At 68.7% G+C, this 25076-nt stretch carries 21 protein-coding genes; 18 read left to right on the forward strand and 3 right to left on the reverse strand.

Going from position 1 to position 25076, the window contains the following annotated elements:
- Positions 1-6: 6 nt before the first annotated feature.
- The 9 genes from BW991_RS16275 to BW991_RS16315 all read left to right on the forward strand — a co-directional run bounded on the left by BW991_RS16275 (position 7) and on the right by BW991_RS16315 (position 13062).
- Positions 7-513, forward strand: a complete 507-nt coding sequence (locus BW991_RS16275) for an acetone carboxylase subunit gamma (protein WP_076603169.1) — start codon at positions 7-9, stop codon at positions 511-513.
- Between the two features lie 196 nt (positions 514-709).
- The gene (locus tag BW991_RS16280) at positions 710-1729 is read left to right on the forward strand and encodes a WD40/YVTN/BNR-like repeat-containing protein (protein ID WP_076603170.1); all 1020 of its coding nucleotides are present in this window, start codon (positions 710-712) and stop codon (positions 1727-1729) included.
- A gap of 10 nt (positions 1730-1739) precedes the next feature.
- Entirely contained in the window at positions 1740-4115 is a 2376-nt protein-coding gene (locus BW991_RS16285) for an efflux RND transporter permease subunit (RefSeq protein ID WP_076603171.1), read from the forward strand.
- Between the two features lie 85 nt (positions 4116-4200).
- Complete coding sequence (locus tag BW991_RS16290; RefSeq protein WP_088179625.1) at positions 4201-5820, forward strand: DUF1302 family protein; 1620 nt, start codon at positions 4201-4203, stop codon at positions 5818-5820.
- A gap of 17 nt (positions 5821-5837) precedes the next feature.
- Entirely contained in the window at positions 5838-7163 is a 1326-nt protein-coding gene (locus BW991_RS16295; protein WP_076603172.1) for a DUF1329 domain-containing protein, read from the forward strand.
- Positions 7164-7296: 133 nt separating this feature from the next.
- Entirely contained in the window at positions 7297-9282 is a 1986-nt protein-coding gene (locus BW991_RS16300; protein ID WP_076603173.1) for an AMP-binding protein, read from the forward strand.
- Positions 9283-9303: 21 nt separating this feature from the next.
- Positions 9304-10002 carry a CoA transferase subunit A gene (locus BW991_RS16305; protein WP_076603174.1) on the forward strand — a complete coding sequence of 233 codons (699 nt, stop codon included), beginning with the start codon at positions 9304-9306 and terminating at the stop codon, positions 10000-10002.
- A gap of 3 nt (positions 10003-10005) precedes the next feature.
- Positions 10006-10653 (forward strand): CoA transferase subunit B, encoded by a 648-nt coding sequence (locus tag BW991_RS16310; RefSeq protein ID WP_076603175.1) that lies wholly within the window; start codon positions 10006-10008, stop codon positions 10651-10653.
- A 363-nt stretch (positions 10654-11016) separates the two neighbouring features.
- Entirely contained in the window at positions 11017-13062 is a 2046-nt protein-coding gene (locus BW991_RS16315; RefSeq protein WP_076603176.1) for a sigma-54-dependent Fis family transcriptional regulator, read from the forward strand.
- Positions 13063-13160: 98 nt separating this feature from the next.
- Here the strand turns inward: BW991_RS16315 and BW991_RS16320 are convergent, their stop codons facing one another.
- Positions 13161-14330, reverse strand: a complete 1170-nt coding sequence (locus tag BW991_RS16320) for a MalY/PatB family protein (RefSeq protein ID WP_076603177.1) — start codon at positions 14328-14330, stop codon at positions 13161-13163.
- 115 nt (positions 14331-14445) lie between these two features.
- Between BW991_RS16320 and BW991_RS16325 the strand changes: the two genes are divergently transcribed.
- Positions 14446-15411, forward strand: a complete 966-nt coding sequence (locus tag BW991_RS16325; protein ID WP_076603178.1) for an MBL fold metallo-hydrolase — start codon at positions 14446-14448, stop codon at positions 15409-15411.
- A 19-nt stretch (positions 15412-15430) separates the two neighbouring features.
- Here the strand turns inward: BW991_RS16325 and BW991_RS16330 are convergent, their stop codons facing one another.
- Positions 15431-16108, reverse strand: coding sequence for a tetratricopeptide repeat protein (locus BW991_RS16330; protein WP_076603179.1), 678 nt, complete (start codon positions 16106-16108; stop codon positions 15431-15433).
- Between the two features lie 101 nt (positions 16109-16209).
- Here BW991_RS16330 and BW991_RS16335 point away from each other — a divergent pair, with 101 nt between their 5' ends.
- The 6 genes from BW991_RS16335 to BW991_RS16360 all read left to right on the forward strand — a co-directional run bounded on the left by BW991_RS16335 (position 16210) and on the right by BW991_RS16360 (position 22440).
- The gene (locus BW991_RS16335) at positions 16210-17031 is read left to right on the forward strand and encodes a tRNA threonylcarbamoyladenosine dehydratase (protein WP_076603180.1); all 822 of its coding nucleotides are present in this window, start codon (positions 16210-16212) and stop codon (positions 17029-17031) included.
- Positions 17028-17420 carry a sirohydrochlorin chelatase gene (locus BW991_RS16340; RefSeq protein WP_076603181.1) on the forward strand — a complete coding sequence of 131 codons (393 nt, stop codon included), beginning with the start codon at positions 17028-17030 and terminating at the stop codon, positions 17418-17420. Before BW991_RS16335 ends, BW991_RS16340 begins: the two co-directional genes overlap by 4 nt.
- A gap of 72 nt (positions 17421-17492) precedes the next feature.
- Positions 17493-18545 carry an efflux RND transporter periplasmic adaptor subunit gene (locus tag BW991_RS16345; protein ID WP_076603182.1) on the forward strand — a complete coding sequence of 351 codons (1053 nt, stop codon included), beginning with the start codon at positions 17493-17495 and terminating at the stop codon, positions 18543-18545.
- Positions 18546-18555: 10 nt separating this feature from the next.
- Positions 18556-21804: an efflux RND transporter permease subunit gene (locus BW991_RS16350; RefSeq protein WP_076603289.1), complete on the forward strand. Its 3249-nt coding sequence runs from the start codon at positions 18556-18558 to the stop codon at positions 21802-21804.
- Positions 21801-22025: a YgaP family membrane protein gene (locus BW991_RS16355; protein WP_076603183.1), complete on the forward strand. Its 225-nt coding sequence runs from the start codon at positions 21801-21803 to the stop codon at positions 22023-22025. Before BW991_RS16350 ends, BW991_RS16355 begins: the two co-directional genes overlap by 4 nt.
- 97 nt (positions 22026-22122) lie before the next feature.
- Positions 22123-22440, forward strand: a complete 318-nt coding sequence (locus BW991_RS16360; protein ID WP_088179626.1) for a PilZ domain-containing protein — start codon at positions 22123-22125, stop codon at positions 22438-22440.
- Positions 22441-22458: 18 nt separating this feature from the next.
- Here BW991_RS16360 and BW991_RS16365 read toward each other — a convergent pair whose 3' ends face one another.
- The gene (locus BW991_RS16365; RefSeq protein ID WP_425290213.1) at positions 22459-22965 is read right to left on the reverse strand and encodes a disulfide bond formation protein B; all 507 of its coding nucleotides are present in this window, start codon (positions 22963-22965) and stop codon (positions 22459-22461) included.
- Positions 22966-23196: 231 nt separating this feature from the next.
- Here BW991_RS16365 and BW991_RS16370 point away from each other — a divergent pair, with 231 nt between their 5' ends.
- Together BW991_RS16370 and BW991_RS16375 are read left to right on the forward strand one after the other, a co-directional pair.
- The gene (locus BW991_RS16370) at positions 23197-23796 is read left to right on the forward strand and encodes an FMN-dependent NADH-azoreductase (protein ID WP_076603186.1); all 600 of its coding nucleotides are present in this window, start codon (positions 23197-23199) and stop codon (positions 23794-23796) included.
- Between the two features lie 98 nt (positions 23797-23894).
- Positions 23895-24788, forward strand: a complete 894-nt coding sequence (locus tag BW991_RS16375) for a pirin family protein (RefSeq protein ID WP_076603187.1) — start codon at positions 23895-23897, stop codon at positions 24786-24788.
- Positions 24789-25076: the final 288 nt, after the last annotated feature.

Genomic DNA, 25076 nt, shown 5'->3' on the forward strand with positions numbered 1-25076 from the left:
TGGAAAATGTCTGCCTACACCAATGAACAGGTCGCCCACCTCGTCGAAGGCTCGCTCGACTGGGAAACCACCTTCCGCATGCTGTCGATGCCCAAGGACAACAGCCGCTTCGAGCAATACCTGAAGGCGCTGCAGGCCAAGGTCACGTTCCCGGACAAGATCGTGCTGCCGCTGGGACCGCATCTGTACATCGTGCAGTCCGCAAAGACCAAGCAGTGGGTCACGATGTGCGACTGCGGCCACGAGTTCGGCGACTACCGCGAGAACTGGAAGCTCAACGCGGCGATCTACGTGCGCGACACCGAGGAGGCGATGACCGAGGTGTATCCCAAGCTGATGGCGCCGGATACCCAGTGGCAGGTGTACCGCGAGTACTACTGCCCGACTTGCGGCACGATGCACGACGTCGAGGCACCGACCCCGTGGTATCCGGTGATCCACGACTTCGAGCCGGACATCGAAGCCTTCTACAAGGAATGGGTCGGCCTGCCCGTCCCTGAAAAGGCGGCCTGAGCCGTCCTCGCCGGGCGGTAGGCCCGGCGCCTGCGGGCCGGTGCCTCCTTCGCGGGGGGCGCCGGCCGGGGCCCTCCGCGGGCCCGATCGAATTCCCGTATCAACCGACACCCATGCGGGGCGCGAGCCCTGCAGGGCCTCGGCTGCGCAAAAAAACGAAAGTCACGCGCCGTGCCCCGGCGTGGAGGAGAGAGTGATGCTGCGTCGATTGAGGAAATATGGAGGCGGCGCCCGCGGCGTCGTCACGTTGATGACGTCGTCCGCGCCGCTGGTGATCGTCGGCGGGCTGCTGTACGCCGGACTGTTCGTGAAGGCCGAGGCGGTCGTGCAGAAGGTCGAGCCGCCGGCGATCGAGCGGCGCGACAGCTTCTACGCGGTCGCCGCCCCCGACGAGCGCGTGGTGTGGGCGGTGGGCTCCGGCGGCAAGATCGTGCGCAGCGAGGACGGCGGCCAGTCGTGGGTGCGTCAGGCCTCCGGCACCGACGTCAATCTGCAGGGCATCGCGGCGTGGGACGAGCAGGGCGCGATCGCGGTCGGCAACGACGGCGTGGTCGTCGTGACGGCCGATGCGGGGCGCAACTGGACCCGCGCCGAGATCCCCGCGAGCAGCAATCCGAACAAGCTTTTCCGTGTGCGCATCGCCAACGGGGCGGCCTGGGCGGTCGGTGAATTCGGGGCGCTGCTGCGCTCGGACGACCGCGGCGTGACCTGGGCGCGCGCGCTGCCCGAAAAGGATCGGGCGTGGAACGACATCGCCTTCGTCGGCGATGCCGGCTGGCTGGTGGGCGAGTTCGGCGCGCTGATGAAGAGCAGCGATGGTGGCGCGAACTGGGAGCCGGCTGCCACGCCGAACAAGGTCAGCCTGATGGGCGTGGCCTTCCGCGATGCGCAGCATGGCGTTGCCGTGGGCCTGACGGGCGCACTGCTCGTGACGGCGGACGGCGGTGCGTCGTGGCAGCAGGTGCCGGCCTTCACGCGTGAGCACTTCTACAGCGTGATGTGGGACGAGGGGCGCTGGCTGGCGGTGGGCGACAAGGGCGTGATGGCGACCGCGCAGGCCGATGCCGGGCAGTGGCAGCTCGGCCGCGTCGCGGAAGGCGACGTGTCGTGGCGCACCCAGGTCGCACGCGCCGGTTCGCGCTATTTCCTCGCCGGCAGCAACCTCGCCGTGCTCGACGACGGCGCGCTGCGCGTCGCCGGCCACCAGCGCATGTGAGGGGGCGAGGATGAAGAACACGACATTCGGCAAGGTCGACGCGGCCTTCGCCTTTCTCATCCGCTTCCGCGCGCTGGTCGTCGCCGCGGTGGCGCTCGTGACGCTGGTGATGGGCTACCTGGCGAGCCAGATCGAGGTGAAGACCGTCTTCAGCGATCTGCTGCCGCGCAACCATCCCTACGTCGAGGTGAACCAGCGCTTCAAGCAGACCTTCGGCGGCTCGAACATGGTCAGCATCATGCTGGAGACGGAGCAGGGCGACATCTTCAACCCCGTCGTGCTCGGCAAGGTGCAGAAGCTCACCGTCGATCTGCAGCAGGTCGAGGGCGTCGATACCTACCAGATCATTTCGCTCGCGTCGAAGAAGATCAAGGAGGTGCGCGCCTCGACCGAGGGCGTGGAATCGCGGCCGCTGATGTGGCCGGACCTGCCGCAGGGCGAGACGGAACTCGCGGCGCTGAAGGCGGCGGTGCTGAACAACCCGCTGGTCTATGGGCCTTATGTGTCCACCGACCTGAAGGCGACGCTCGTCACGGTCGACTTCAGCGACGGCAACATGGACTACACGCGCGCCTTCAACCAGCTGATGAAGCTGGTGGAGGAGGCGCGCGGTGACGGCGTCGAGGTGCGCATCGTCGGCGAACCGGTGCTGTACGGCTGGGTGAACCACTACCTGCACGAGACGCTGACGATCTTCTTCATCGCGGTCGCCGCGCTGGTCGTGCTGCTGTGCCTGATCACGCGTACCTGGCACGGCACGGTGCTGCCGCTGCTCGCCGGGCTGGTGAGCGCGATCTGGGCACTGGGGGCTGCGCGCCTGATGGGCTTCCATCTCGATCCGCTGGTGGTCGTCGTCGCCTTCCTGATCACCGCGCAGGCGATCTCGAACTCGGTGCAGCTCATCGCGCGCTTCGACGACGAGACGCGCCAGGGCACGCCGAGCGCCGCCGCGGCGGCACGGGCGAGCGCGCGCAACCTGTTCAAGCCGAGCATGCTGGCGATCGTCGCGGATGCGGGCTGCGTGCTGGTCGTCGCGCTGACGCCGATCCCGCTGCTGCAGAAGATCTCCTTCATCGGCACGGTGTGGGTGCTGACGATCGCCATCAGCGCGCTGGTCCTGACGCCGGTGATGCTGTCGTGGTTCGGCGCGCACCAGCGCTACATCCATCCGGTGAACATCAATCCGTTGCTGATGCGCATCCTCGGGCTGTGCTCGGCGATCGTCACGACGCGCTGGCGCTACGCGGTGCTGGCGATGGCCGGTGTGGTGTTCGTCGTGTCGGGGCTGTACGCGTTCAACCTCAAGGTCGGCGACGCCAACCCCGGTTCCCCGATCCTGTGGCCGGATTCGAGCTACAACCGCGACGCGGCCCAGATCAACCGCCAGTTCCAGGGCTCGGACCGGATGTTCGTCGTCGTCGCCGGCAAGGAGCCGGGGGCGCTGCGCGAACCCGAGGTGCTTTCCAGCATGACGCGCTTCCAGAAGTACATGGAAGCGCAGCCGGAGGTCGGCGGCAGCATCTCGCTCGCGGACATCCTGCCGCAGGTGAACCGGGTGCTGCGCGAAGGCAACCCGATGTACCAGGAGCTCGGCAAGAGCGCCGACGAGAACAGCGAGCTGATGTACATGTTCGTGTCCGGCTCGGACCCGGGCGACATGGACCGCTACGCCGACGCCGACGCGAAGAACGGTGCGGTGACGCTGTTCTTCCGCGACCACCAGGGCGAGACGATCCGCACTGCGGTGGCGCGCGTGCGCGACTACGTCGAGCAGCATCCGGTGAAGAACGCAGAGTACCTGCTCGCGGGCGGCCTCGTCGGCGTGCTGGCGGCGGTGAACGAGGTGATCCTCGCCGGGCAGATCGAGGCCATCGCGCTGGCGCTGCTGGTGCTGGTGGTGTGCTGCACGATCACCTACCGCTCCACGGTCGCCGGGGTGTTCTTCATGATCCCGGTGCTGCTGTCGAACACGATCACCTTCAGCTACATGGCGTGGCAGGGCATCGGCATGAACATCAACACCCTGCCGGTGGTCGCGCTCGGGATCGGGCTGGGCGTCGATTACACCTTCTACATCGTCGATGGCATCCGCGAGAACCTGCACCGCTCGCACAACGTCGAGCGCGCGATCGTCAATGCGCTGACGGGCCCCGGCAAGGGCGTGCTGATCACGGCGATGACGCTGATCACCAGCGTCGTTCTGTGGCACTTCTCGTCGCTGCGCCTGCAGGCCGACATGGGCGTGCTGATCGCGCTGTGGCTGTTCATCTCGGCCTTCAGCGCGCTCTTCATCATGCCGGCCCTCGTCTATGTGTTCCGTCCGGAATTCATCGTCGGCAGCAAGCGCCATCCCATCGAGCAGGCCGAACCCGTGCTGGTCGGCTGATCCACCCCCGGCGGACGCGACGGCAAGCTGCCGCGTCCGCCCGTGACCCCTTCAGAGCAGTGACAAAACCAAAAGGAGCGAGGAGATGAGGAGCAAGGGAGTATCGAAGATCAGGGCATCGGTGCTGGCGGTGGCCGCGGCCCTCGGCGGGTTTGCCGGCAGCCCCGCATGGGGCGCCGACGCCGCCGGGAACTACGAGGTCGCGGCCTTGCAGCCGGGCGACGCAGCCGTGAAGTCCTGGGCCGCCGACGACTTCAGCTTCAACCTGTCGGGCTATGCGCGCGGCTGGGTGTCGGTGAACCTCGAGGACCAGCCGGAACTCAAGGCGATCGGCGAGAAGAGCAAGGGCAAGCTGTCGATGGTGCGCGGCTCGCTGCTGCTCGACGCCGACGCGAAGACCGGTGCGGTCAAGTGGAAGGCGATCGGCCGTGTCGATCGCGAATACAAGACCGACTACCTGAAGGACCTCGAGCGCCTGCGCGAAACCAACGGCACCGACCAGGGCGGCCACGCGAACAGCATCCTCGACAACTACAACCGCGGCGAGATCCGCGAGTTCTGGGCCGAGATTCCGCTGGGCGAGCGCGTCACGGTCAAGGCCGGCAAGCAGCAGCTGGTGTGGGGCGAGTCGGACTTCTTCCATGCGATGGACCTGGTGCACGGCTACGACCTGTCGTGGCGCCTGTTCTTCGAGGGCGAGAACGAGGAGTGGCGCAAGCCGCTGACGCTGATCTCGACCAAGATCCGCGTGCCCGAGGCCGACGGCATGCTGGCGGCCTACATCCGCCCCGGCGTCGACCGCTGCCAGGACATCGGCAACACCTACGATATCCAGGGCGGGCGCTGGTTCTTCCAGCCTTACCGCGGCTTCGACCTCACCGCGGTCACCGACAAGGACTGTGACCACCCGTCGGGCGACTACCGCGACGTCACCGGCGGCGTGCGCTGGTCGGGCGAGGCCTTCGGCCTGAACTACTCCTTGGCGTGGCTCACGACCTTCTCGGCCGACCCGGTCGCGAACTCGGCGTTCCGGCCCTACAAGAAGGCGCCCGAGGGCGCGGTGTTCGACCGCATCCACCCGCAGATCGACGTCTACGGCATGACCGTGAGCGGCTACAGCTCGACGCTCGACGCCGTGCTCAGCGCCGAGATGGCCTACACCAAGGACCAGCCCTACAACATCGGCACCGGCGCGTTCCTCGACCCGGTGGTGCCCGGCAACGTCGGTATCGGCCTCGGCGGCGTGAAGCTCAAGGACACGCTGACGACGATGCTGCGCATCGACAAGGACCTCGACCTGCAAGGCATCTTCGGCACCTCGCGGCCCTCGTTCTCGTCCATCCAGCTGTTCGACACGCAGGTGCTGAACTTCAAGGAGTCCGACGACCTCGTGCGCCTCTTTGCGTACGGCACGCCGCTCACCGAGCACAACACCATCCTCACCGCGTTCACGACGCTGAACTATCGCAACGACACGATCAACCCCGGCTTCGCGATCGGCTTCGACCTCAGCCACGGCGGCGGTTTCGCGATCCCCAGCCTGTCGCTGACGCTCAACGACGAATGGCTCGCGCGCATCGAGGCGGACATCTTCTGGAGCGGCAACCGTTCGAACAAGGTGGCCTTCAGCGGCCAGCGCTCGCAGCTCTTCGGCTACTTCGACAACGCCAGCCAGCTCGTTTTCCGCTTGACCCGGCAGTTCTGAAAAAGAGGAGACACACCATGCACCAGCAACTCCGACCCGCCGCCCGTCCCTCGGTGCGGCAACTTGCGACCGGCGGCACCCTCGGCCTGATGCTCCTGCTCGGCGCCCACGGCGCGCACGCCAAGGCACTCGAACCCGGCTTCATCATCACCAAAGACAACCTCGCGAGCGTCAAGAGCGACACCTTCGAGGGCAAGACCATCGCCAGCATGATCCCCGAGAAGCTCGAGTGGATGATCACGAACTACGGCCTGACCATCAAGATCGCGAACTCGAAGAAGATCGAGATGGACCCGAAGTACGTCGAGGCGACGAAGAAGTGGTCGAAGGACGTCAAGTTCAATCCGGCCGATCGCACGATCAGCGGGTGGAAGGCCGGCATGCCGTTCCCGCCCGAGACGATCAAGATGGACGACCCGAACGCGGGCGACAAGGTGATCTGGAACCTGCGCGCGGCGACCTACGGCGCGACGATGGACCTGCGCGACATCGCCTGGGTGTTCCTCGACGCGAAGAAGGGCTACGAGCGCGTGCAGGCCTTCCAGTCGCGCCGCTATTACATGGAAGGGCGGCTCGACGGCGGGCCGATCTCGGTCGGCGACGGCGACATCTCGCAGAAGACCTATTTCGTCGCGCACTACCCGCAGGACATCCGCGGCCTGGGGACCTTCTCGGTGCGCTACAACCAGCCCGACTCGGCCAAGCCGGACGACTCGTACGCCTACCTGAAGTCGGTGCGGCGCACGCGGCGCCTCTCGGGCGGCGCGTGGATGGACCCGATCGGCGGCACCGACCAGCTCTACGACGACTGGGACATCTGGGACGCGTGGCCGACCAAGTACACGCAGAACAAGCTCGTCGAGAAGCGCTGGGTGCTCGCGATCGCGCACAGCCCGGAGGTCAGCGTCGACACCACGCAGCCGTGGAGCGAACCGCAGAAGCGCTTCCCGCGCATCAACATGGCCGAGCCGCCGTTCGCCAATCCGGCGAAGGACGTCGAGTGGGAGCCGCGCGAGGTGTACGTCGTCGAAGGCACGCCGCCGGCCGAGCATCCGTACAGCAAGAAGGTCGCGTACATCGAAGTCGATTTCCCGCGCCCCTACCTGGGCTATGCGCTCGACCGCAAGGGCGAGTTCTGGAAGATGTTCATCTTCCAGAACCGGCCTGACACCGGCGACGACGGCTACAAGGCGGTCATGCCGGTCGTCGGCCACATCATCGACGTCAAGCGCGGCCACGCGACCAACTGGTCGTCGAACATGAAATCGAATCCGAAAGGCGTGAAGGACACCGACGTGTCGCTGAACGTCCTCGAGGAAGTCGCGACCGGGACGGGTCGCTGACCGCGTCGCCGCGAGGCGCGCCGAAACCGCAGTCTCCCCTTTGGTCCGCCCCAATCTCGTTCGGGGCGGACACTTTTCCCGGGGAAGGACGGCGCGCATCGCGGCAGCGACATCGACCAGGGAGGACCCTGCCATGAACACCTATACCGCGACCGGCTGCGACTGGGCCGACACGCAGCTCGCGCGCTTCATCCGCCGCCACGGCGACCGCGACCTCGACGCACTGCGCGAGCGCGCGGCCCGCGAGCCGGCGCGCTTCTGGGACCAGGTGCTCGACGCGATCGACCTGCGCTGGGTGACGCCCTACCGGCAGACGCTCGATCTTTCGGGCGGCGTCATGTGGCCCAAGTGGTTCGTCGGCGGGCGGCTCGACCTCGTCGACAACCTCGTCGGCAGGCACGCCCGTGCGACGCCGACGAAGATCGCGATCCGCTGGGAAGGCGACCGCGGCGAACTGCGCACGATCAGCTACGCGGAACTCGCGGCCGAGGTCGAGCGCGTCGCCGCGGGCCTGCGCGCCCTCGGCGTGGGCGAGGGCGACCGCATCGCGCTCTACCTGCCGATGATCCCCGAGGCGGCCGTGATGATGCTCGCGGCGACCCGCATCGGCGCGATCTTCATCCCGTTCTTCTCCGGTTACGGCGCGGATTCGGTGGCGCAGCGCGTGCAGGATTGCGACGCGCGGCTGCTCGTGTGCGCGAACGGCTACTACCGCCGCGGCAAGCGCGTCGACATGCTGGCGGACGCCCGCGCCGCCGTGCGGGCCTGCCCCTCGCTGCGCCACCTCGTCGTCGTCGACCGCCTCGGCACGGGCCTGTGCGCGGAACCCGGCGCGAGCGGCGAGTGCATCGAGTTCGACTTCCGGCGCTTGCCCGTGTCGGTGTCGACCTGCCCGCTGACGGCCTTTCCCGCCGAGCAGACGCTGATGCTGATCTACACCTCCGGCACGACCGGCAAGCCCAAGGGCGTCGTGCACACGCACGCCGGATTCCCGGTGAAGGCCGCACAGGACCTGCAGATGGCTTTCGACCTGCGCGCGGACGACACGCTGATGTGGGTCACCGACATGGGCTGGCTGATGGGGCCGTGGATGGTCTACGGCGGCCTGATGCTCGGCGCGACCCTCGTGTTCTACGAAGGCACGCCCGACTACCCCGACGCGGGGCGCCTGTGGGAGGTGGTCGAACGCCATGGCGTGACGCACTTCGGCCTGTCGCCGACGCTCGTGCGCCTGCTGATGGCGCATGAAGGCAGCGTCCCGGCGCCCCACTCGATCGCGACGCTGCGGGTATTCGGCTCGACCGGCGAGGCGTGGAACGACGCGCCGTGGCTGTGGCTGTTCGAAGAGGTCGGCCGCTCGCGCCGTCCCATCATCAACTACTCGGGCGGCACCGAGATCGGCGGCGGCATCCTCGCGTGCTTCCCCGGCCTGCCGCAGAAGCCCGGCTCGTTCGCGGGGGCCATCCCCGGCGTCGCCGCCGACGTGCTCGACGCCGAAGGCCGCCCGGTGCGCGGCACCGTCGGCGAGCTCGCGATCAGGCAACCCTGGCCCGGCATGACCAACGGCTTCTGGCACGACCCCGAGCGCTATCGCGACGCGTACTGGTCGGTGTGGCCCGACGTATGGGTGCATGGCGACTGGGCGCGCATCGACGAGGACGGCCACTGGTTCGTGCATGGACGCAGCGACGACACGATCAAGGTCGCCGGCAAGCGCGTCGGACCGGCCGATTTCGAATCGGCGCTGGTGTCGCATCCGCTGGTCGTCGAGGCGGTGGCGGTGGGCGTGCCCGACGCGATCAAGGGCGAGGCCGTCGTGTGCTTCGTCACCGTCGCGGACCGCGAGCGGATGGCCGCGCGTCCGTGGGACGAATTCGAGGCCGAGCTCGTCGAGCACGTCGGGCGCCAGCTCGGCAAGCCGTTGCGGCCCGCCCGCGTGCATCGCGTCGATGCGATCCCGAAGACCCGCAACGGCAAGACGGTGCGACGCGTGATGCGTGGCGCCTACCTCGGCACCGGGCTCGGCGACCTGTCCTCCATCGAGAACCCCGACGCGATCGCAGCCGTCGGCGCACTGGGCCGGGACCGCCCGGTTGCGGCCGATGCGCTGCCAACCTGATTCACACACGAGGAGAACATCATGAGCAAGCTTTACCCCGACGCGCAGGCCGCGCTGGCGGAAGTCGTGCGCGACGGCCAGACCGTCGCCGTCGGCGGCTTCGGCCTGTGCGGCATCCCCGAGATGCTGATCCACGGCCTGCGCGACGCGAAGGTCAGGGACCTGACCGTGATCAGCAACAACGCCGGCGTGGACGGCGTCGGCCTCGGCCTGCTGCTCGCGACGCGGCAGATCCGCAAGATGGTCGCGTCCTATGTCGGCGAGAACGCCGAATTCGAGCGCCAGCTGCTGTCCGGCGAGCTGGAGGTCGAGCTCACGCCGCAGGGCACGCTGGCCGAGAAGCTGCGCGCGGGCGGCGCGGGCATTCCCGCCTTCTACACCCGCACCGGCGTCGGTACGCTGGTGGCCGAAGGCAAGGAGGAGCGCGACATCGACGGCAAGCGCTACCTGCTGGAGCGCTCGCTCACCGCCGACATCGCGCTCGTCAAGGCGTGGAAGGCGGACCGCGCGGGCAACCTCGTCTATCGCAAGACCGCACGCAACTTCAACCCGGTCGTCGCGACCGCCGGCCGCATCACCGTCGCCGAAGTCGAGGAGCTGGTCGAGAACGGCACCCTCGACCCCGACCACATCCACACCCCCGGCGTCTTCGTCCAGCGCATCGTCGTCAATCCGCGCCCGGCGAAGCACATCGAACAACGCACGACGCGGCAGGAGTAGGTCATGGCCTGGACACGCAACGACATGGCGCGCCGCGCCGCGCAGGAACTGCGCAGCGGCTTCTACGTGAACCTCGGCATCGGCATGCCGACCCTGGTCGCGAACCACATCCCGCCCGGCATGGACGTGTGGCTGCAGTCGGAGAATGGCCTGCTCGGCATCGGCCCCTTCCCGACCGAGGCCGAGGTCGACGCCGACCTCATCAACGCCGGCAAGCAGACCGTCACGACGCTCGCCGGCAGCAGCATCTTCAGCAGCGCCGACTCCTTCGCGATGATCCGCGGCGGCCACATCGATCTGGCGATCCTCGGTGCGATGCAGGTGAGCGAGCATGGCGATCTCGCCAACTGGATGATCCCCGGCAAGCTCGTGAAGGGCATGGGCGGCGCGATGGATCTCGTCGCCGGCGTGCGGCGCGTGATCGTGATGATGGAGCACTGCAGCAAGGACGGCGCGCCGAAGATCCTGCGCCGCTGCGATCTGCCGCTCACCGGCGTCGGCGTGGTGAACCGCATCATCACGGATTTGTGCGTGCTCGACGTCACCCCCACCGGCCTGCGCCTCGTCGAAACCGCGCCGGGCGTCGATGTCGGCGACGTCCTCGCCTGCACCGGCGCACCGATCGAGCCCGGCGAGCTCGTGCCCGTCTGATCCGTCCGGCCGACCGTACGATTTTCGAACGCCGTCCGGACGAAAGCGTCCGGAAATCGTACGGTCGGCCTTCGCGGGCGGCTATCGCGGCGAGGAGGACCACGCGAAGGGCATTGGGCCATTTCCCCCGCGAAAGGGTTCCGCGGCGCGGGCGAAAAACAGTTTAAGCAAATCCTGTTTCTGGCATCTCCTTTGCTATGATTTCTAGACGCGAGCACCTCGTTGCACGCGCTTTCGCCGGAGACTTCACGCACCGCAAAACACACACAACGCGCTTTCGCCTGCAGAACTTACAGGACACGGTCCAACTGGCCGCGCACGACGCGGCTCGCGGCGGAGAGCGCTTACCGGAGGAGAGACTTGATGACACGGGTGCCCGAAGGGCAGATGTTTTCCGACCCGGGTAGCGACGCCGCCGTGATGGCGGCGTGGGAACGCTTTCTCGACGGCGAGAGCCGTCCGTCCGATTCCTTGCGCACGCTCGTAGACCGTTCATGGCAGCGTTGCCAGCAGCACAACGTCGATCCCGACAAGCGCAGCGCACCGCCGCCGGTCGACGAGTCGATGCTGGCTTCGATGAAGGAACACCACGGCGAACTGCTGCAGGCCAGCGCCCCGATCATGGCCTGTGCGCGCGACTTTCTCGCCGAAACCGGCACCGTGATGGCGCTGGCGGACACGAGCTGCACGATCCTGACGATGGAGGGCGACAATCCGACGATCGGGACCGCAGAGAGCATCCACCTGCTGCCGGGCGTCTCCTGGAGCGAACGCATCTGCGGCACGAACGCGATCGGCACGGCGCTGGCGGTCGGCGAACCGGTGCAGATCCACTCCGCCGAGCACTACTGCGCGGGCATCAAGCGCTGGACCTGTTCGGCGACGGTGATCCGCCACCCACACGACGGCGAGATCATCGGCGTGGTCGACGTCTCCGGCCTGTCGGAAACCTACAACCGCCAGAGCCTGGCGCTGGTCGTCACGACCGCGAGCCGCATCGAGAACAAGATCGCGATGCGCGAGATGGAGCGGCGCTACCACCTCCTCGAAGCCTCGCTGCAGCGCTGGACCAACGGCACCGACGGCCTCGTGCTGTTCGACCGCCGCGGCTACCCGGTGCGGGCGAACGAGATCGCGCAGGCGGCGATGACTTCGCTCGGTGCCGACCTCGACCTCTCCGCGCCGCGCCGTGTCACGGCGCTGGCGGTGGGCGACAACGGCGAACTCGTGCGCACGCCGGCGCTTCCCGTTTGGTTGCAGCCCGACTGGCTGGAGCCGGTGTACGGCGCACAGGGCCAGCGCCTCGGCACCCTGCTGGTGCTGCCCCTGCCGCGCCTCGGGCGCGCCATCTCAGGGGAAGGCGCACGCCGCCTCGCCCGCGAGTCGGCAGTGGCTGCAAACGACATGCCCTCCGGGTTCACCGGCATCATCACCCGCGACCCCGCGCTGCGCGAAGCCGTGCGCAAGGCCGACCAGCTCGCGCGCTCCAAGGTCCCCGTGCTGCTGCTGGGCGAGACGGGCGTCGGCAAGGAGGAATTCGCCCAGGGTCTGCACAAGGCCAGCCCCTTCCGCGACGGCCCCTACGTCGCGCTGAACTGCGGCGGCCTGTCGCGCGAACTCCTCGCCAGCGAGCTCTTCGGCTATGTCGATGGCGCCTTCACCGGCGCGCGGCGCGGCGGCATGGTCGGCAAGATCGAGGCCGCCAACGGCGGCACGCTGTTCCTCGACGAGATCGGCGAGATGCCGCTCGACCTGCAGCCGCATCTGCTGCGCGTGCTCGAGCAGAGCGAGATCTACCGCCTGGGCGAGAACGTGCCGCGCAAGGTCAGCTTCCGTCTCATCGCTGCGACCCACCGCGACCTGCGCAAGGAAGTCGCCGATGGCCGCTTCCGCATGGACTTCTTCTATCGCGTCGCGGTGACCTCGATCCGCATCCCGCCGCTGCGCGATCGCGTCGGCGACGTGCGCGAGCTCGCCCGCTACTTCGTCGAGCGCTTCTCGAAGCAGCACGAGCTCGGCCCGCGCCAGCTCGACGACGAGCTCCTCGCCCGGCTCGAGAGCTACAGCTGGCCGGGCAACGTGCGCGAACTGAGGAACGTCGTCGAGAGCGTGCTGCTGATGAGCGACGGCGAGTGCGTCGGCATCGACGCGCTGCCGCCGGAGCTGCTCGGCATGGCCGATCCTCCGGTCAGCGCGCCGGTCGCGACCGCCCTCGGCGCACTCGCGACCAAGGTGCCGGTCGGCAGCATCGCGGAAAGCGAGGCGGAACTGATCCGCCGCGCGATCGCGGCCACCCACGGCAACCTCACGCGCGCCGCCCGCGAGCTCGACATCGCGAAGAGCACGCTGTACCAGAAGGTGAAGCTGTACGGCCTGGAGCACGACATCGGGCGGGTGCGCGCCGGCTGAGGGCTCGTATGCGATTCGGCCCCTCTAAATACCGTTCGGGCTGAGCCTGTCGAAGCCCTGTGCATGCCCTTCGACAGGCTCAGGGCGAACGGCCGGACCTAATAGGCCCGCGCCGCGTCGTGGGCGTGCAGGGCGCCCTGCATGCGCCGCAGCGCTTCGCCGAGCAGGGCGCGCGGGCAGCCGAAGTTCAGGCGCACGAAGCCGGGCATGCCGAAGGGGGCACCATCGGACAGGCCGACGCCGGCGTCCTCGAAGAAGCGCATCGGGTCTTCGAGGCCGGCGCCGCGGCAGTCGATCCACGCGAGGTAGGTCGCTTCGGGCCGCGTGGTCGCGAGGCCGGGCATCGACGCGACGGCGTCCAGCACCAGGTCGAGGTTGCCGCGCAGGTAGTCGAGCAGGGCCGTGCGCCACGGGCCGCCGTCGCGGTATGCGGCTTCGGCGGCGACGAGGCCGAGCAGGTTGTTGTGCGGGACGACGCCGCGCATCTCGTGGCGGAAGCGCCGGCGCAGCCCGGGATCGGGAATGATCGCCAGCGCGCAGTAGAGCGCGGGGATGTTCCACGTCTTGGACGGCGCCATCAGCGTGATCGTGCGGCGGGCGGTCGCTGCGTCGAGCACGGCGATCGGGATGTGCGGCGTGGCCGGATCGAGGACCAGGCCGCAGTGGATCTCGTCCGAGCAGATCGTCAGGTCGTGGCGTGCGGCGAGGCCGGCGAGCCATGTGAGTTCATCGCGGTCGAACACGCGGCCGACCGGGTTGTGCGGGTTGCACAGCATCAGCAGGCGCGTGCGCGCGGTGATGGCATCTTCGACTTCCGCGCGGTCCCACCCCCAGCGGCCATTGTCGAGTTTCAGCGCGCGCGTGACCAGGCGCCGGTCGCTGTTGCCGGGCGCGGTGAGGAAGGGCGGATACACGGGAGTCGCGGTGAACACTTCGTCGCCGGCTTCGCCGGTGGCGCGGCAGGCGAGGTTGAAGCCGGTGACGACGCCGGGCAGCCACACGATCCAGTCCGCCTCGATGCGCCAGCCGTGGTCGCGGGCGATACCCTCGATGACGGCCTCCGAGAGACTGGGCCAGGGATCGGTATAGCCGAATACGCGGTGGTCGATGCGCGCGCGGATCGCATCGATGACCGGCGGTGGCGCGGGGAAGTCCATGTCCGCGACCCATAGCGGCAGCACGTCGCGTCCGGCGTAGCGGCCCCATTTTTCGCCGGGCACGGCACGGCGATCGGGAACATGGTCGAAATCGAATGGCGCGGGGGACATGCTTGCGGTTCCTTCGTGGCGCAGTGGGCAGGTTGGGGATTTCCCTTCGGGAATTGTCCGCGGGCGAGGGATACAATTACACAAAACGACCCGCTGGCGTTGGAGGAAGACAATCGTGCAACACCTCACGGCCCACCCCGATGGCATTCTCGCGGTGGACTCCGGCTACTGCCACCCCGGCCTTGCGGCCATTCACCTGATCATTCACGAGGGGCGTGCGGCCGTCGTTGACACCGGCACCAACGCCTCGGCGCCACGCGTGCTGGCGGCGCTGGCCGCGGCCGGGATCGTGCCGGAGCGCGTGCAGTGGGTGATCCTGACGCATATCCATCTCGATCACGCCGGCGGCGCCGGCAGCCTGATGTGCGCGTTCCCGAACGCGAAGCTCGTCGTCCATCCGCGCGGCGTGCGCCACATGATCGATCCGGCGAAGCTGTGGGAAGGTACCTCGGCCGTGTATGGCGCGGAGCGCGCCTTCGCGCTGTACGGCCGGCTGGCGCCGGTCGAGGCCGAGCGCATCGTCGCCACCGAGGAGGACATGGTGCTCGATCTGGGCTCGCGCAGGCTGCGCATCCTGCACACGCCCGGGCACGCGAAGCACCACATCTGCATCTGGGACGAGACCGCGCGCGCCTTCTTCACCGGCGACACCTTCGGGCTGTCGTACCGCGAGTTCGACGTCGATGGCCGGCCGTCGGTGTACCCGACGACGACGCCGACGCAGTTCGATCCGGATGCGCTGCACGAGTCGATCGACCGGCTGGTGAGCTATCGCCCCGATGCGATGTACCTGACCCACTACAGCCGCGTAACCGGCGTGGTCCGGCTCGCCGGGGACCTGCACCGGCTGATCGAAACGCAGATCGCGGTGGCGCGCGCGGCGCGCGGGGAAGGGGTCGCCCGCCATGTCGAGATCCTCGCGGGGCTGGAGCAGATCGTGCGCGAGGAGGCCGAGCGTCATGGCTGGCCGCTGTCGGAAGAGGAAATCTTCCGGGTGTTGCGGACCGACCTCGAGCTCAATGCGCAGGGCCTGGGGATCTGGCTCGACGACTGCGCGCTGCGCGAACTGAGCACCGCCTGATCCGTAGCGGGCCCGACGTCTACGGCGCCGCGTCGGCGGGCCGGGCCTGCAGCGCCTCGTACTTCGCCCGCGCGGCCGCGTCGCCCTGCAGTGCCGCCTGCGCGTACCAGTGTTCGGCCTGGCGGAGGTCGGCGGGCACGCCTTCGCCCGATTCGTACATCGACGCGACGATGTACTGCGCGCCGGCGTGCCCGGCGCGGGCCGCGGCGAGGTACCAGCGCGCGGCCGCCGCGAAATCCCGCGGCATGCCGTGGCCGACGTAGTACATGGTCGCGAGGCTGACCTGGGCTTCGGCGTGTCCCTGCTCGGCCGCGCGGCGGTACCACTCCGCCGCGATGGGGAGCGATTTCGCGACCCCGCTGCCGCGGTCGTACAGCAGCGCGAAGTTGAACTGTGCCTGCGCGAGACCGGCCCCGGCCGAGCGCCTGAGCCAGCGCCATGCGGCGTCGGGTTCCGGCGCGACGGTCTCCTTGCGGAACAGCATCATCGCGAGGTTGAACTGGGCAAGCCGGTTGCCGGCGCGCGCGGCGCGTTCGAAGAGTTGCGCGGCCTCGTCGAAACGGCCGGCCTCGTAGGCGCTGACCGCGTTTTGCGCGAGCGCGGCGGGGGGCGTGGAATCGGCGCGGGCGGGGGCGTGGGCGCTTGCGGCGCCGAGCAGGCCGGCGGCCAGCAGCGTACGGCATGCCAGATGGCGCATCGTGGGTCCTCCAATGGCCCATTGGAGCGGAGGCGCGCAGGCGAGTTCATCGCGGCCGTGCTGCGGTAACATCCGCGCTTCTGCGTGCAACGGTAATTGCCATGTCCGGCCCGAGTCCCGAATCCCCTGTCGAAGTCGATCGCGAACGCCGTTTCGGCGGCATCGCCCGCCTGTACGGCGCCGATGCGCCCGCGCGCCTCGACGCCGCGCATGCGTGCGTGATCGGCGTGGGCGGTGTCGGCTCGTGGATCGCGGAAGCGCTGGCGCGCAGCGGGGTGGGGCACATCACGCTGATCGACCTCGACCATGTCGCCGAGTCCAACATCAATCGCCAGATCCACGCGCTCGATCCGACACTGGGGCAGGCCAAGGTGCTGGCGATGGCCGAGCGCATCCGCGCGATCAATCCGCATGCGCGCGTGGAGGTGGTCGAGGACTTCGTCACGCCGGACAACGCGGCGGACCTGCTGCAGGGCTTCGACGTCGTCGTCGATGCGATCGACAACGTGCGCGCCAAGGTCGCGATCGTGCTGGTGTGCCGGCGGCGGCGCATCCCGCTGATCGTCGCCGGCGGGGCCGGCGGCAAGACCGATCCGGGCCGCATCCGCGTCGACGACCTGTCGCGCACCGAGCAGGACCCGCTGCTCGCCAAGGTGCGCAAGCGCCTGCGCAGCGAGCACGGCTTTCCGCGCAATCCCAAGCGCCCGTTCGGCATCGAGGCGGTGTATTCGTGCGAGCCGCTGCGCCTCGACGACCTCGCGTGCGACCTGCCGCACGGGCCGCAGGGGCTGGCGTGCGCGGGCTACGGGTCGAGCGTCGCGGTGACGGCCTCGGTCGGCATGTTCGCCGCCGCGCGCGCGATCGAACGTCTGCTTGCGCCGCCGGTCGACGCCAGTCCGGAAACTGTCGAGAGCGAATCATGAGCGATGCACATGCGGTGGTGCTGTTCGGGCACGGCGCCCGCGATCCCGAATGGGCGCGGTCGATGCAGCGCACGCGCGATCATCTGCGCACCCAGGCCCCCGCGCTGCGCGTCGAACTCGCCTTCCTCGAATTCATGACGCCGACGCTGGATGAGGCGATCGCCGCGCTGGCGCGCGACGGCATCCCGCATATCACCGTCGTGCCGATGTTCATCGCGCAGGGCGGGCACCTGAAGAGCGACGTGCCCCGGCTCGTCGCCAGCGCGCGCGCGCTTCACGCCGGCTGCGAGATCACGCTCGCACCGGCGGTCGGCGAGGCGGACGGCGTGATCGCGGCGATGGCGAACTACGCGCTGGGGTGCAGCGGGGCGGCTTCCGCCGCGGACTGAGCGACCCGGCAACGCATAGCGGTTGCCCGCATTCCTGTTGACTCGGCTGAATATAAGAATAAACTTATATTCATGACGAGATATTCCATCATCCGGTTCGTGTTGCCCGCATTTGCGCTGGTCATTGCTCCCCTGGCGCAGGCGCAGGTGTCGACGCAGCGCATCGAGGCGCGCGCGGTCGGCCTGACCCATCCTGCCGAGGCCACGCTGGAGGCGGTGCATCAGGCCACGCTCGCGGCGCAGGTCCCCGGTCGCATCGTCGAACTCAAGGTCGATGCCGGCGACCGCGTTGCGAAGGGGCAGGTGCTGCTGCGCATCGACGCGGCCGAGGCGAGCCAGGCCGTCGCCGGCGCCGAAGCCGGCATCGCGCAGGCCCAGGCCAGCCAGATCAACGCGAAAGCGGCGTACGAGCGCACGAAGACCCTCGTCGAGCGCAAGTTCGTCAGCCAGTCGGCGCTCGACCAGGCCAGGGCGTCGTTCGACGCGGCCGAGGCCCAGCTGCGCGCGGCGCGCGCCGGACGCGGCCAGGCGGCGACGGTGCAGGGCTACACGACGATCATCGCGCCGCTCGCGGGGCTGGTCGCGGCGCGCCACGTCGAGCTGGGCGAGATGGCGCAGCCGGGGCGGCAGCTCGTGACCGTGTACGACCCCGCGGCGATGCGTGCCGTGGTCGATGTGCCGCAGCAGCGCCTCGCCGGCCTCGCGCCCGGGCAGATCCGCGCGCGCGTCGAGCTGCCCGATTCCGGCCGCTGGCTCGATGCCGCGAGCGTCACGGTGCTGCCGGCGGCCGATCCGCGCACGCACACGGTGCGTGTGCGTGTCGATCTGCCGGCGAACGCCGAAGGCCTCGTGCCGGGGACCTTCGCGCGCGTGCATTTCGCGACCGGCGAAGGCTCGCGTATCGCCGTCCCGGCCGGTGCGATCCTGCGCCGTGGCGAAGTGACCGGCGTCTACGTCGCCGACGGCACGGGCGGCTTCGCGCTGCGCCAGATCCGTGCGGGCGAGCCGCTGGCGGACGGCAGCGTCGAGGTGCTCGCGGGGCTCGTCGGGGGCGAGGACGTCGCGCTCGATCCGGTGCAGGCCGGCATTGTGATGCGTGCCGCCCGCAACGGCGCCGCGCGCTGAGGGGGCATCGATGAGCCTCGGCATCTCCGGCCGCATCGCCGGCGCCTTCCAGCGCAACGCGCTGACGCCGCTCCTCGCGCTGATCCTGCTGCTGATGGGCGTGTTCGCGACGCTCGTGACGCCCAAGGAGGAAGAGCCGCAGATCGACGTCACGATGGCGAACGTGCTGGTGCCCTTCCCGGGGGCCTCCGCGCGCGACGTCGAGGCGCTGGTTTCGCGCCCCGCCGAACAAGTGCTGTCGCGCATGGCGGGCGTCGAGCACGTGTACTCCGTGTCGCGCCCCGGCATGGCGGTGATCACGGTGCAGTTCGAGGTCGGCGTGCCGAACCAGGACGCGTTGGTGCGCCTCTACGACACGGTGCATTCGAACAAGGACTGGCTGAGCCCGCAACTCGGCGTCGGCGAGCCCATCGTCAAGCCCAAGGGCATCGACGACGTGCCGATCGTGAGCCTGACCTTGTGGACCGCCGACCCGGAGCGCACGGGCTTCGACATGCAGCAGGTGTCGCGCGCGGTGGAGCTCGAGATCAAGCGCATCGAGGGCACGCGCGACGTCACGACCATCGGTGGGCCGGGGCACGTCGTGCGCGTGCTGATGGATACCCAGAGCATGAACGCGCACGGCGTCACTGCGCAGGACGTGCGCGCGGCGCTGCAGCTCGCGAACGCGTCGCAGCCCGCGGGCAGCCTCGTCGCCGGCAACCGCGAGGTGCTGGTGCAGACCGGCACCTATCTCGAATCGGCCGAGGACGTGCGCAGCCTCGTTGTCGGCGCCGCCGGTGGGAAGCCGGTGTTCATGCGCGACGTCGCGCGCATCGAGGACGGCCCGGACCAGCCGACGCAATACGTGTGGTTCGGCACCGGTGCGGCCGCGGACAAGGTCGGCATCGCCGAGCAGGGCGTGTTCCCGGCGGTCACGCTGTCGGTGTCGAAGAAGCCGGGTGCGAACGCCGCGGATGTCGCCGACGACGTGCTCGCGCGCGCCGAGGCGCTGCGCGGCGAGCTGATCCCCGAGGGCGTCAACTTCACCGTCACGCGCAATTACGGCAAGACCGCCAACGACAAGGCCAACACGCTGATCGGCAAGCTCGTGTTCGCGACCTCCGCGGTCGTGCTGCTGGTGTTCTTCGCGCTCGGCCGGCGCGAGGCGCTGATCGTCGGTGTCGCGGTGGGCCTCACGCTCGCGGCGACGCTGTTCGCGTCCTGGGCGTGGGGTTTCACGCTCAACCGGGTGAGCCTGTTCGCGCTGATCTTTTCGATAGGCATCCTCGTCGACGACGCGATCGTCGTGGTGGAGAACATCCACCGCTGGCACACGCTGGAGCCCGACACGCCGCTGTGGCAGCTCATCCCGCGTGCCGTCGACGAGGTCGGCGGGCCAACGATTCTCGCGACTTTCACGGTGATCGCGGCGCTGCTGCCGATGGCCTTCGTCACCGGCCTGATGGGGCCGTACATGAGCCCGATCCCGATCAATGCGTCGATGGGCATGTTCATCTCGCTCGCGGTCGCCTTCGTCGTGACGCCGTGGCTCGCGCAACGCCTGCTCAAGTCCGTCGATGCGCATCACCACGAGGGTGAGGACAAGCTCACCGCGCGCCTCGACCGCGTCTTCCGCCGCACCATGTCGCCGATGCTCGACCCCGTGCGCGGCGGCGGCGCGCGCCTCAAGCTGTGGCTGATCGTCGTCGCGCTGATCGTCGTGTCGGTCGCGCTGCCGGTGTTCAAGCTGGTCGCGCTGAAGATGCTGCCGCTCGACAACAAGAGCGAGTTCCAGGTCGTGCTCGACATGCCGGTCGATACGCCGGTCGAGGAAACCGCGCGCGTGCTGCGCGAGATCGGCGGATACCTCGGCACGGTCGAGGAGGTCAGCGACTGGCAGGCCTACGCCGGCACCGCGAGCCCGATCAACTTCAACGGCCTGGTGCGCCAGTACTACCTGCGCAGCGGCCCCGAGGTTGGCGACATCCAGGTGAACCTCGTCGACAAGAAGCATCGCGATCGCAAGAGCCACGAGATCGCCACCGCGGTGCGCGCCGAGGTCACGCGCATCGCGCGCGCGGCGGGCGGCAACGCGAAGACCGTCGAGGTGCCGCCCGGCCCGCCGGTGCTGTCGCCCATCGTCGCCGAGGTGTACGGGCCGGACTACGCGGGCCAGACCTTGGTCGCGCGCAAGGTCCGCGCAGCGTTCGAGGGCACGGCGGACATCGTGGATGTCGACGACACCGTCGACGAGGCCGCGCCCAAGCTCGTGCTGCGCGTCGACCAGGCCAAGGCCGCGCGCATGGGCGTCGCCCAGGCCGACATCGTCGAGGTCGTGCGCCTCGGGCTGTCCGGCGAGGACGTCACGCCGATCCACGGCGGCGACAACAAGTACGAGATCCCGGTGCGCATCCAGCTGCCGTCCGAGCGCCAGTCCAGCGTCGATGCGCTCCTCGCGCTCAAGGTGCGCGCGCGCGACGGCACGCTGGTGTCGGTGTCGGAGCTCGTCACGGTGCAGGAGACGACGCGCGAACAGGTGATCTACCGCAAGGACCTGCTGCCCGTCGTGTACGTCACCGGCGACATGAGCGGCCATCTGGATTCGCCGCTCTACGGCATGTTCGACATCCGCGCGCAGATCCGCGACATGCCGCTCGCCGGCGCGCCGGGCCTCGCCGGGACGCTGGGCGAATGGTTCATCCGCCAGCCCGCCGAGGCCTACGCGGGCTACAGCGTGAAGTGGGACGGCGAGTGGCAGGTCACCTACGAGACCTTCCGCGACATGGGCGCCGCCTACGCGGTCGGCCTGATCCTGATCTACCTGCTGGTCGTCGCCCAGTTCCGCAGCTACCTCGTGCCGCTCATCATCATGGCGCCGATCCCGCTCACGATCATCGGCGTGATGCCCGGCCACGCACTGCTGGGTGCGCATTACACGGCCACCTCGATGATCGGGATGATCGCGCTCGCCGGCATCATCGTGCGCAACTCGATCCTGCTCGTGGATTTCGTCAATCAGCAGGTGCGCGCGGGCGTCGATCTCGGCGAGGCGGTGATCCGCGCGGCGGCCGTGCGCGCCAAGCCGATCGGCCTGACCGCGCTCGCGGCGATGATCGGCGCGCTCTTCATCCTCGACGACCCCATCTTCAACGGGCTGGCGATCAGCCTGATCTTCGGCATCTTCGTGTCCACCGTGCTGACGCTGGTGGTCATTCCGGTGCTGTATTTCGCCGCGATGCGGACTCGCATCGCGCAACTGCAAGGAGAAACACCATGACGCTGACCGTCAACCAGTTCGTCCGCATCTTCGCCGGCGCCTTCGTGCTGATCTCGCTCGCGCTCGGCGTCGATGGCTCGCCGTTGTTCGTGAGCAAGAACTTCCTGTGGTTCACCGCCTTCGTCGGCGCGAACCTGTTCCAGAGCGGCTTCACGCGCTTCTGCCCGCTGGAGATCTTCCTGCGCAAGGCGGGCGTGCCGGACAGCGCCGGCTGCCGCTGATTTCTTGCGCGCGGGGACGGGCAGCGAAAGGATTCGGTGTGGATGACGGCGGAGGGCTACAATCGGCCTGTCATCGACCCTGCAGCCCGCCCGGCCCATGAACGATCGCGCATCCCACATCGAACGGCGGCTCGACCGCCGCATCCCGCTCGGCTGCCCCGCCGTCATCCGGCTGAAAACCGGTGAAACGGTGCGGGCCGAGTGCGTCGAGATCAGCGTCGGCGGGATGACCTTGCGGGCACCCTACGTGCCGGGGGAGGCCGAAGTCCTCGAAGTGATGGTCTCGGTGCCCGGCAGCAGCGGCGCGATATCGTCGCGCCCGCCGCTCGTGACGCGGCTCGAAGTGAAGCGCTGCCACGCGGTCGGGCAGGGCCTGTACGAGATCGGCGGCACGACCGTGCGCGTCGTCGGCTGACGCGCACCGCTCACGATTTCAGCCGCGCAGCTTTCCGCGCACGATCAGCGTGATCGCCCCGATCGCGATCAGCGTCAGCGTCACCAGCGACCAGTTCGCGATCGAAAGTCCCAGGAAGCTCCAGTCGATCTTGGTGCAATCGCCCGTTCCCTGGAAGATCATCGGCAGCGCATCCCCCAGCGGAAAACTTCCCAGCATGAATTCGAGATCGGGGCCGCACTCGGCGATTTCCGGCGGATAGATCTGGATCCAGGTCTGGCGCGCGGCGACGCCTGCGCCTGCCAAGGCAGCCAAAAGGATCAGCCCCGAGTAGACGCGCGTGCCCGTCCGGCCCGGATTGTGCAGCCCCGCGACGAGCGCGAACAGCGCGACCGCGATGAAGGCATAGCGCTGCATGATGCACATCGGGCAGGGCTCGAGGCCGACGTAGTGCTGCAGATAGAGCCCGAACCCGAGCAGGCCGACGCAGGCGGCGAACAGTCCGAGGAAGAGGATGCGGGAGGACGGTGCGGATGAATTCATCATGGGCATGAACGGGGGAATGAGGCGCGATTGTAGGTCAGTCCGGGCGGTTCGTCCCCTGCCGGCGGGAAAAGTTCAGTCGCGTCGCAAGCCCCAGGGCTGCGTGCGCGACGATCCGGTGCTCGAAACGGTCGTGCAGATCCTGCAACAGTGAAGTGCAGGTATTCGGGTTTTTCCGCAACAATGCTTCCCCTAAAGTGACCCCATCGACAAACCACTTCGATGGAGCACCGAATGAACATCCTGCAAGTCAATTCCAGCGCCCGTAGCGAAGGTTCCGCTTCCACCCGTCTCGCCAACAGCATCGTCGTGCGTCTGCGTGCCGAGAACCCCGGCGCCAGCCTCGTCGTCCGCGACCTCGCCCGCAACCCGCATCCGGTCCTCGACGAAGCGGCCCTCGGCGCGCTCTTCACCCCCGCCGAGCAGCGCACCCCGGCGCAGGCCGAACGCGTCGCGCTCGACGACGCGCTGATCGCCGAGATCAAGGCCGCCGACGCCGTCGTGCTGGGCGTGCCGATGTACAACCTCGGCGTACCGGCGCAGCTGAAGAACTGGATCGACGCGATCGCCCGCGCCAAGGAGACCTTCCAGTACACCGCGAACGGTCCCGAAGGCCTGCTGAAGGGCAAGAAGGTGTATGTCGCGCTGACCCGCGGCGGCAAGTATCGCGGTACGGATTGGGATTCGCAGGTGCCCTACCTGAAGATCGTGCTTGGCTTCCTCGGCATGACCGACATCACCTTCGTCTACGCGGAAGGTCTGGCGATGGGACCGGAGGCGGAACAACAGGCCTTCGCCGAAGCCCAACGCGAAATCGAGGCGGCTTTCGCTTAAGCGACGCGCAGCCTTGCATCACCGGACGCCGGACACATAGATCCGGCGCCGGAAGAAATACAGAGAGCACCCCCGACCCCAACACGGAGGACAAGACCATGTCCGATACGCAACAGCAACGCAGCAGCGCAGACGTCACCCGCTCACGCGGCGTCGAACGGCTCGTGGCCGGGCAGGCCACCTCCGACGGGGCGGGCGTCAAGCTCACGCGCGTGCTCACCCAGCCGCTGCAGCGCCGCCTCGATCCCTTCCTGATGCTCGACGCCTTCGGCAGCAACGATCCGGGCGACTACATCGCGGGCTTCCCCGACCATCCGCACCGCGGCTTCGAGACCGTCACCTACATGATCGCCGGCCGCATGCGCCACCGCGACAGCGCGGGCCACGAGGGCCTGCTCGAGAACGGCGGCGTGCAGTGGATGACGGCCGGCAGCGGCGTGATCCACTCCGAGCTGCCCGAGCAGGAAGAGGGCGTGATGGAAGGCTTCCAGCTGTGGCTGAACCTGCGCGGGCGCGACAAGATGTGCGCACCGTGGTACCGGGACTTCGCCGCGGGCGAGCTGCCGTCCTTCACGACCGTGGCCGGCGCCGAGGTGACCGTGATCGCAGGCGAGAGCCACGGCGTGACCGGTGCGGTGACGCGCGACGCGACTGCGCCGCTCTACCTCGACATCCATCTGCCGGCGGGCGCCCGCTTCGCGCAGTCGCTGCCGGCGGAGCACAACGCGTTCGTGTACGTGTATCGCGGCGCTGCCACGGTCGCCGGCACGCAGGTGGCGGTGCAGCGCATGGCGATCCTCGCCAACGAGGCCGCCGCGGATGGCGTCGTGATCGAAGCGGGCGACGTTCCGACGCGCGTGCTGCTGATCGCCGGTCGCCCGCTCGGCGAACCGATCGCGCAGTACGGCCCCTTCGTAATGAACACGCAGGCCGAGATCCACCAGGCGCTGGCGGACTACCGCGACGGACGGTTCGCGCCGATCCCGGGCTGAGGTCGATTCGCAAGCACCGATCCTGCGCCCGGCAGGAGAGGCTTTAGCCGCGGCGGGAGTTTCCCCTCCCTGAGCTTCCGTCGCGGTTGAGGTCTCTCCTGCCGGGCGCAGGCTTGTATATGGGCCTTCACGTCTCAGTCGCGAGTCGCACGAGCAGCGGATTGGTCGAGGATCGGCTGCGGCACCGCGATCTTGCCGGCCGGCATCGCTTTCGTAGGGCGGGAGGAGCGCAGCGCATCCCGCCAATCCCTCCGCCGAAGGCTGCCCAAGCGCCGTGTGGTGGCGCAG

Source organism: Aromatoleum tolulyticum, from assembly GCF_900156155.1.
Classification (GTDB): domain Bacteria; phylum Pseudomonadota; class Gammaproteobacteria; order Burkholderiales; family Rhodocyclaceae; genus Aromatoleum; species Aromatoleum tolulyticum.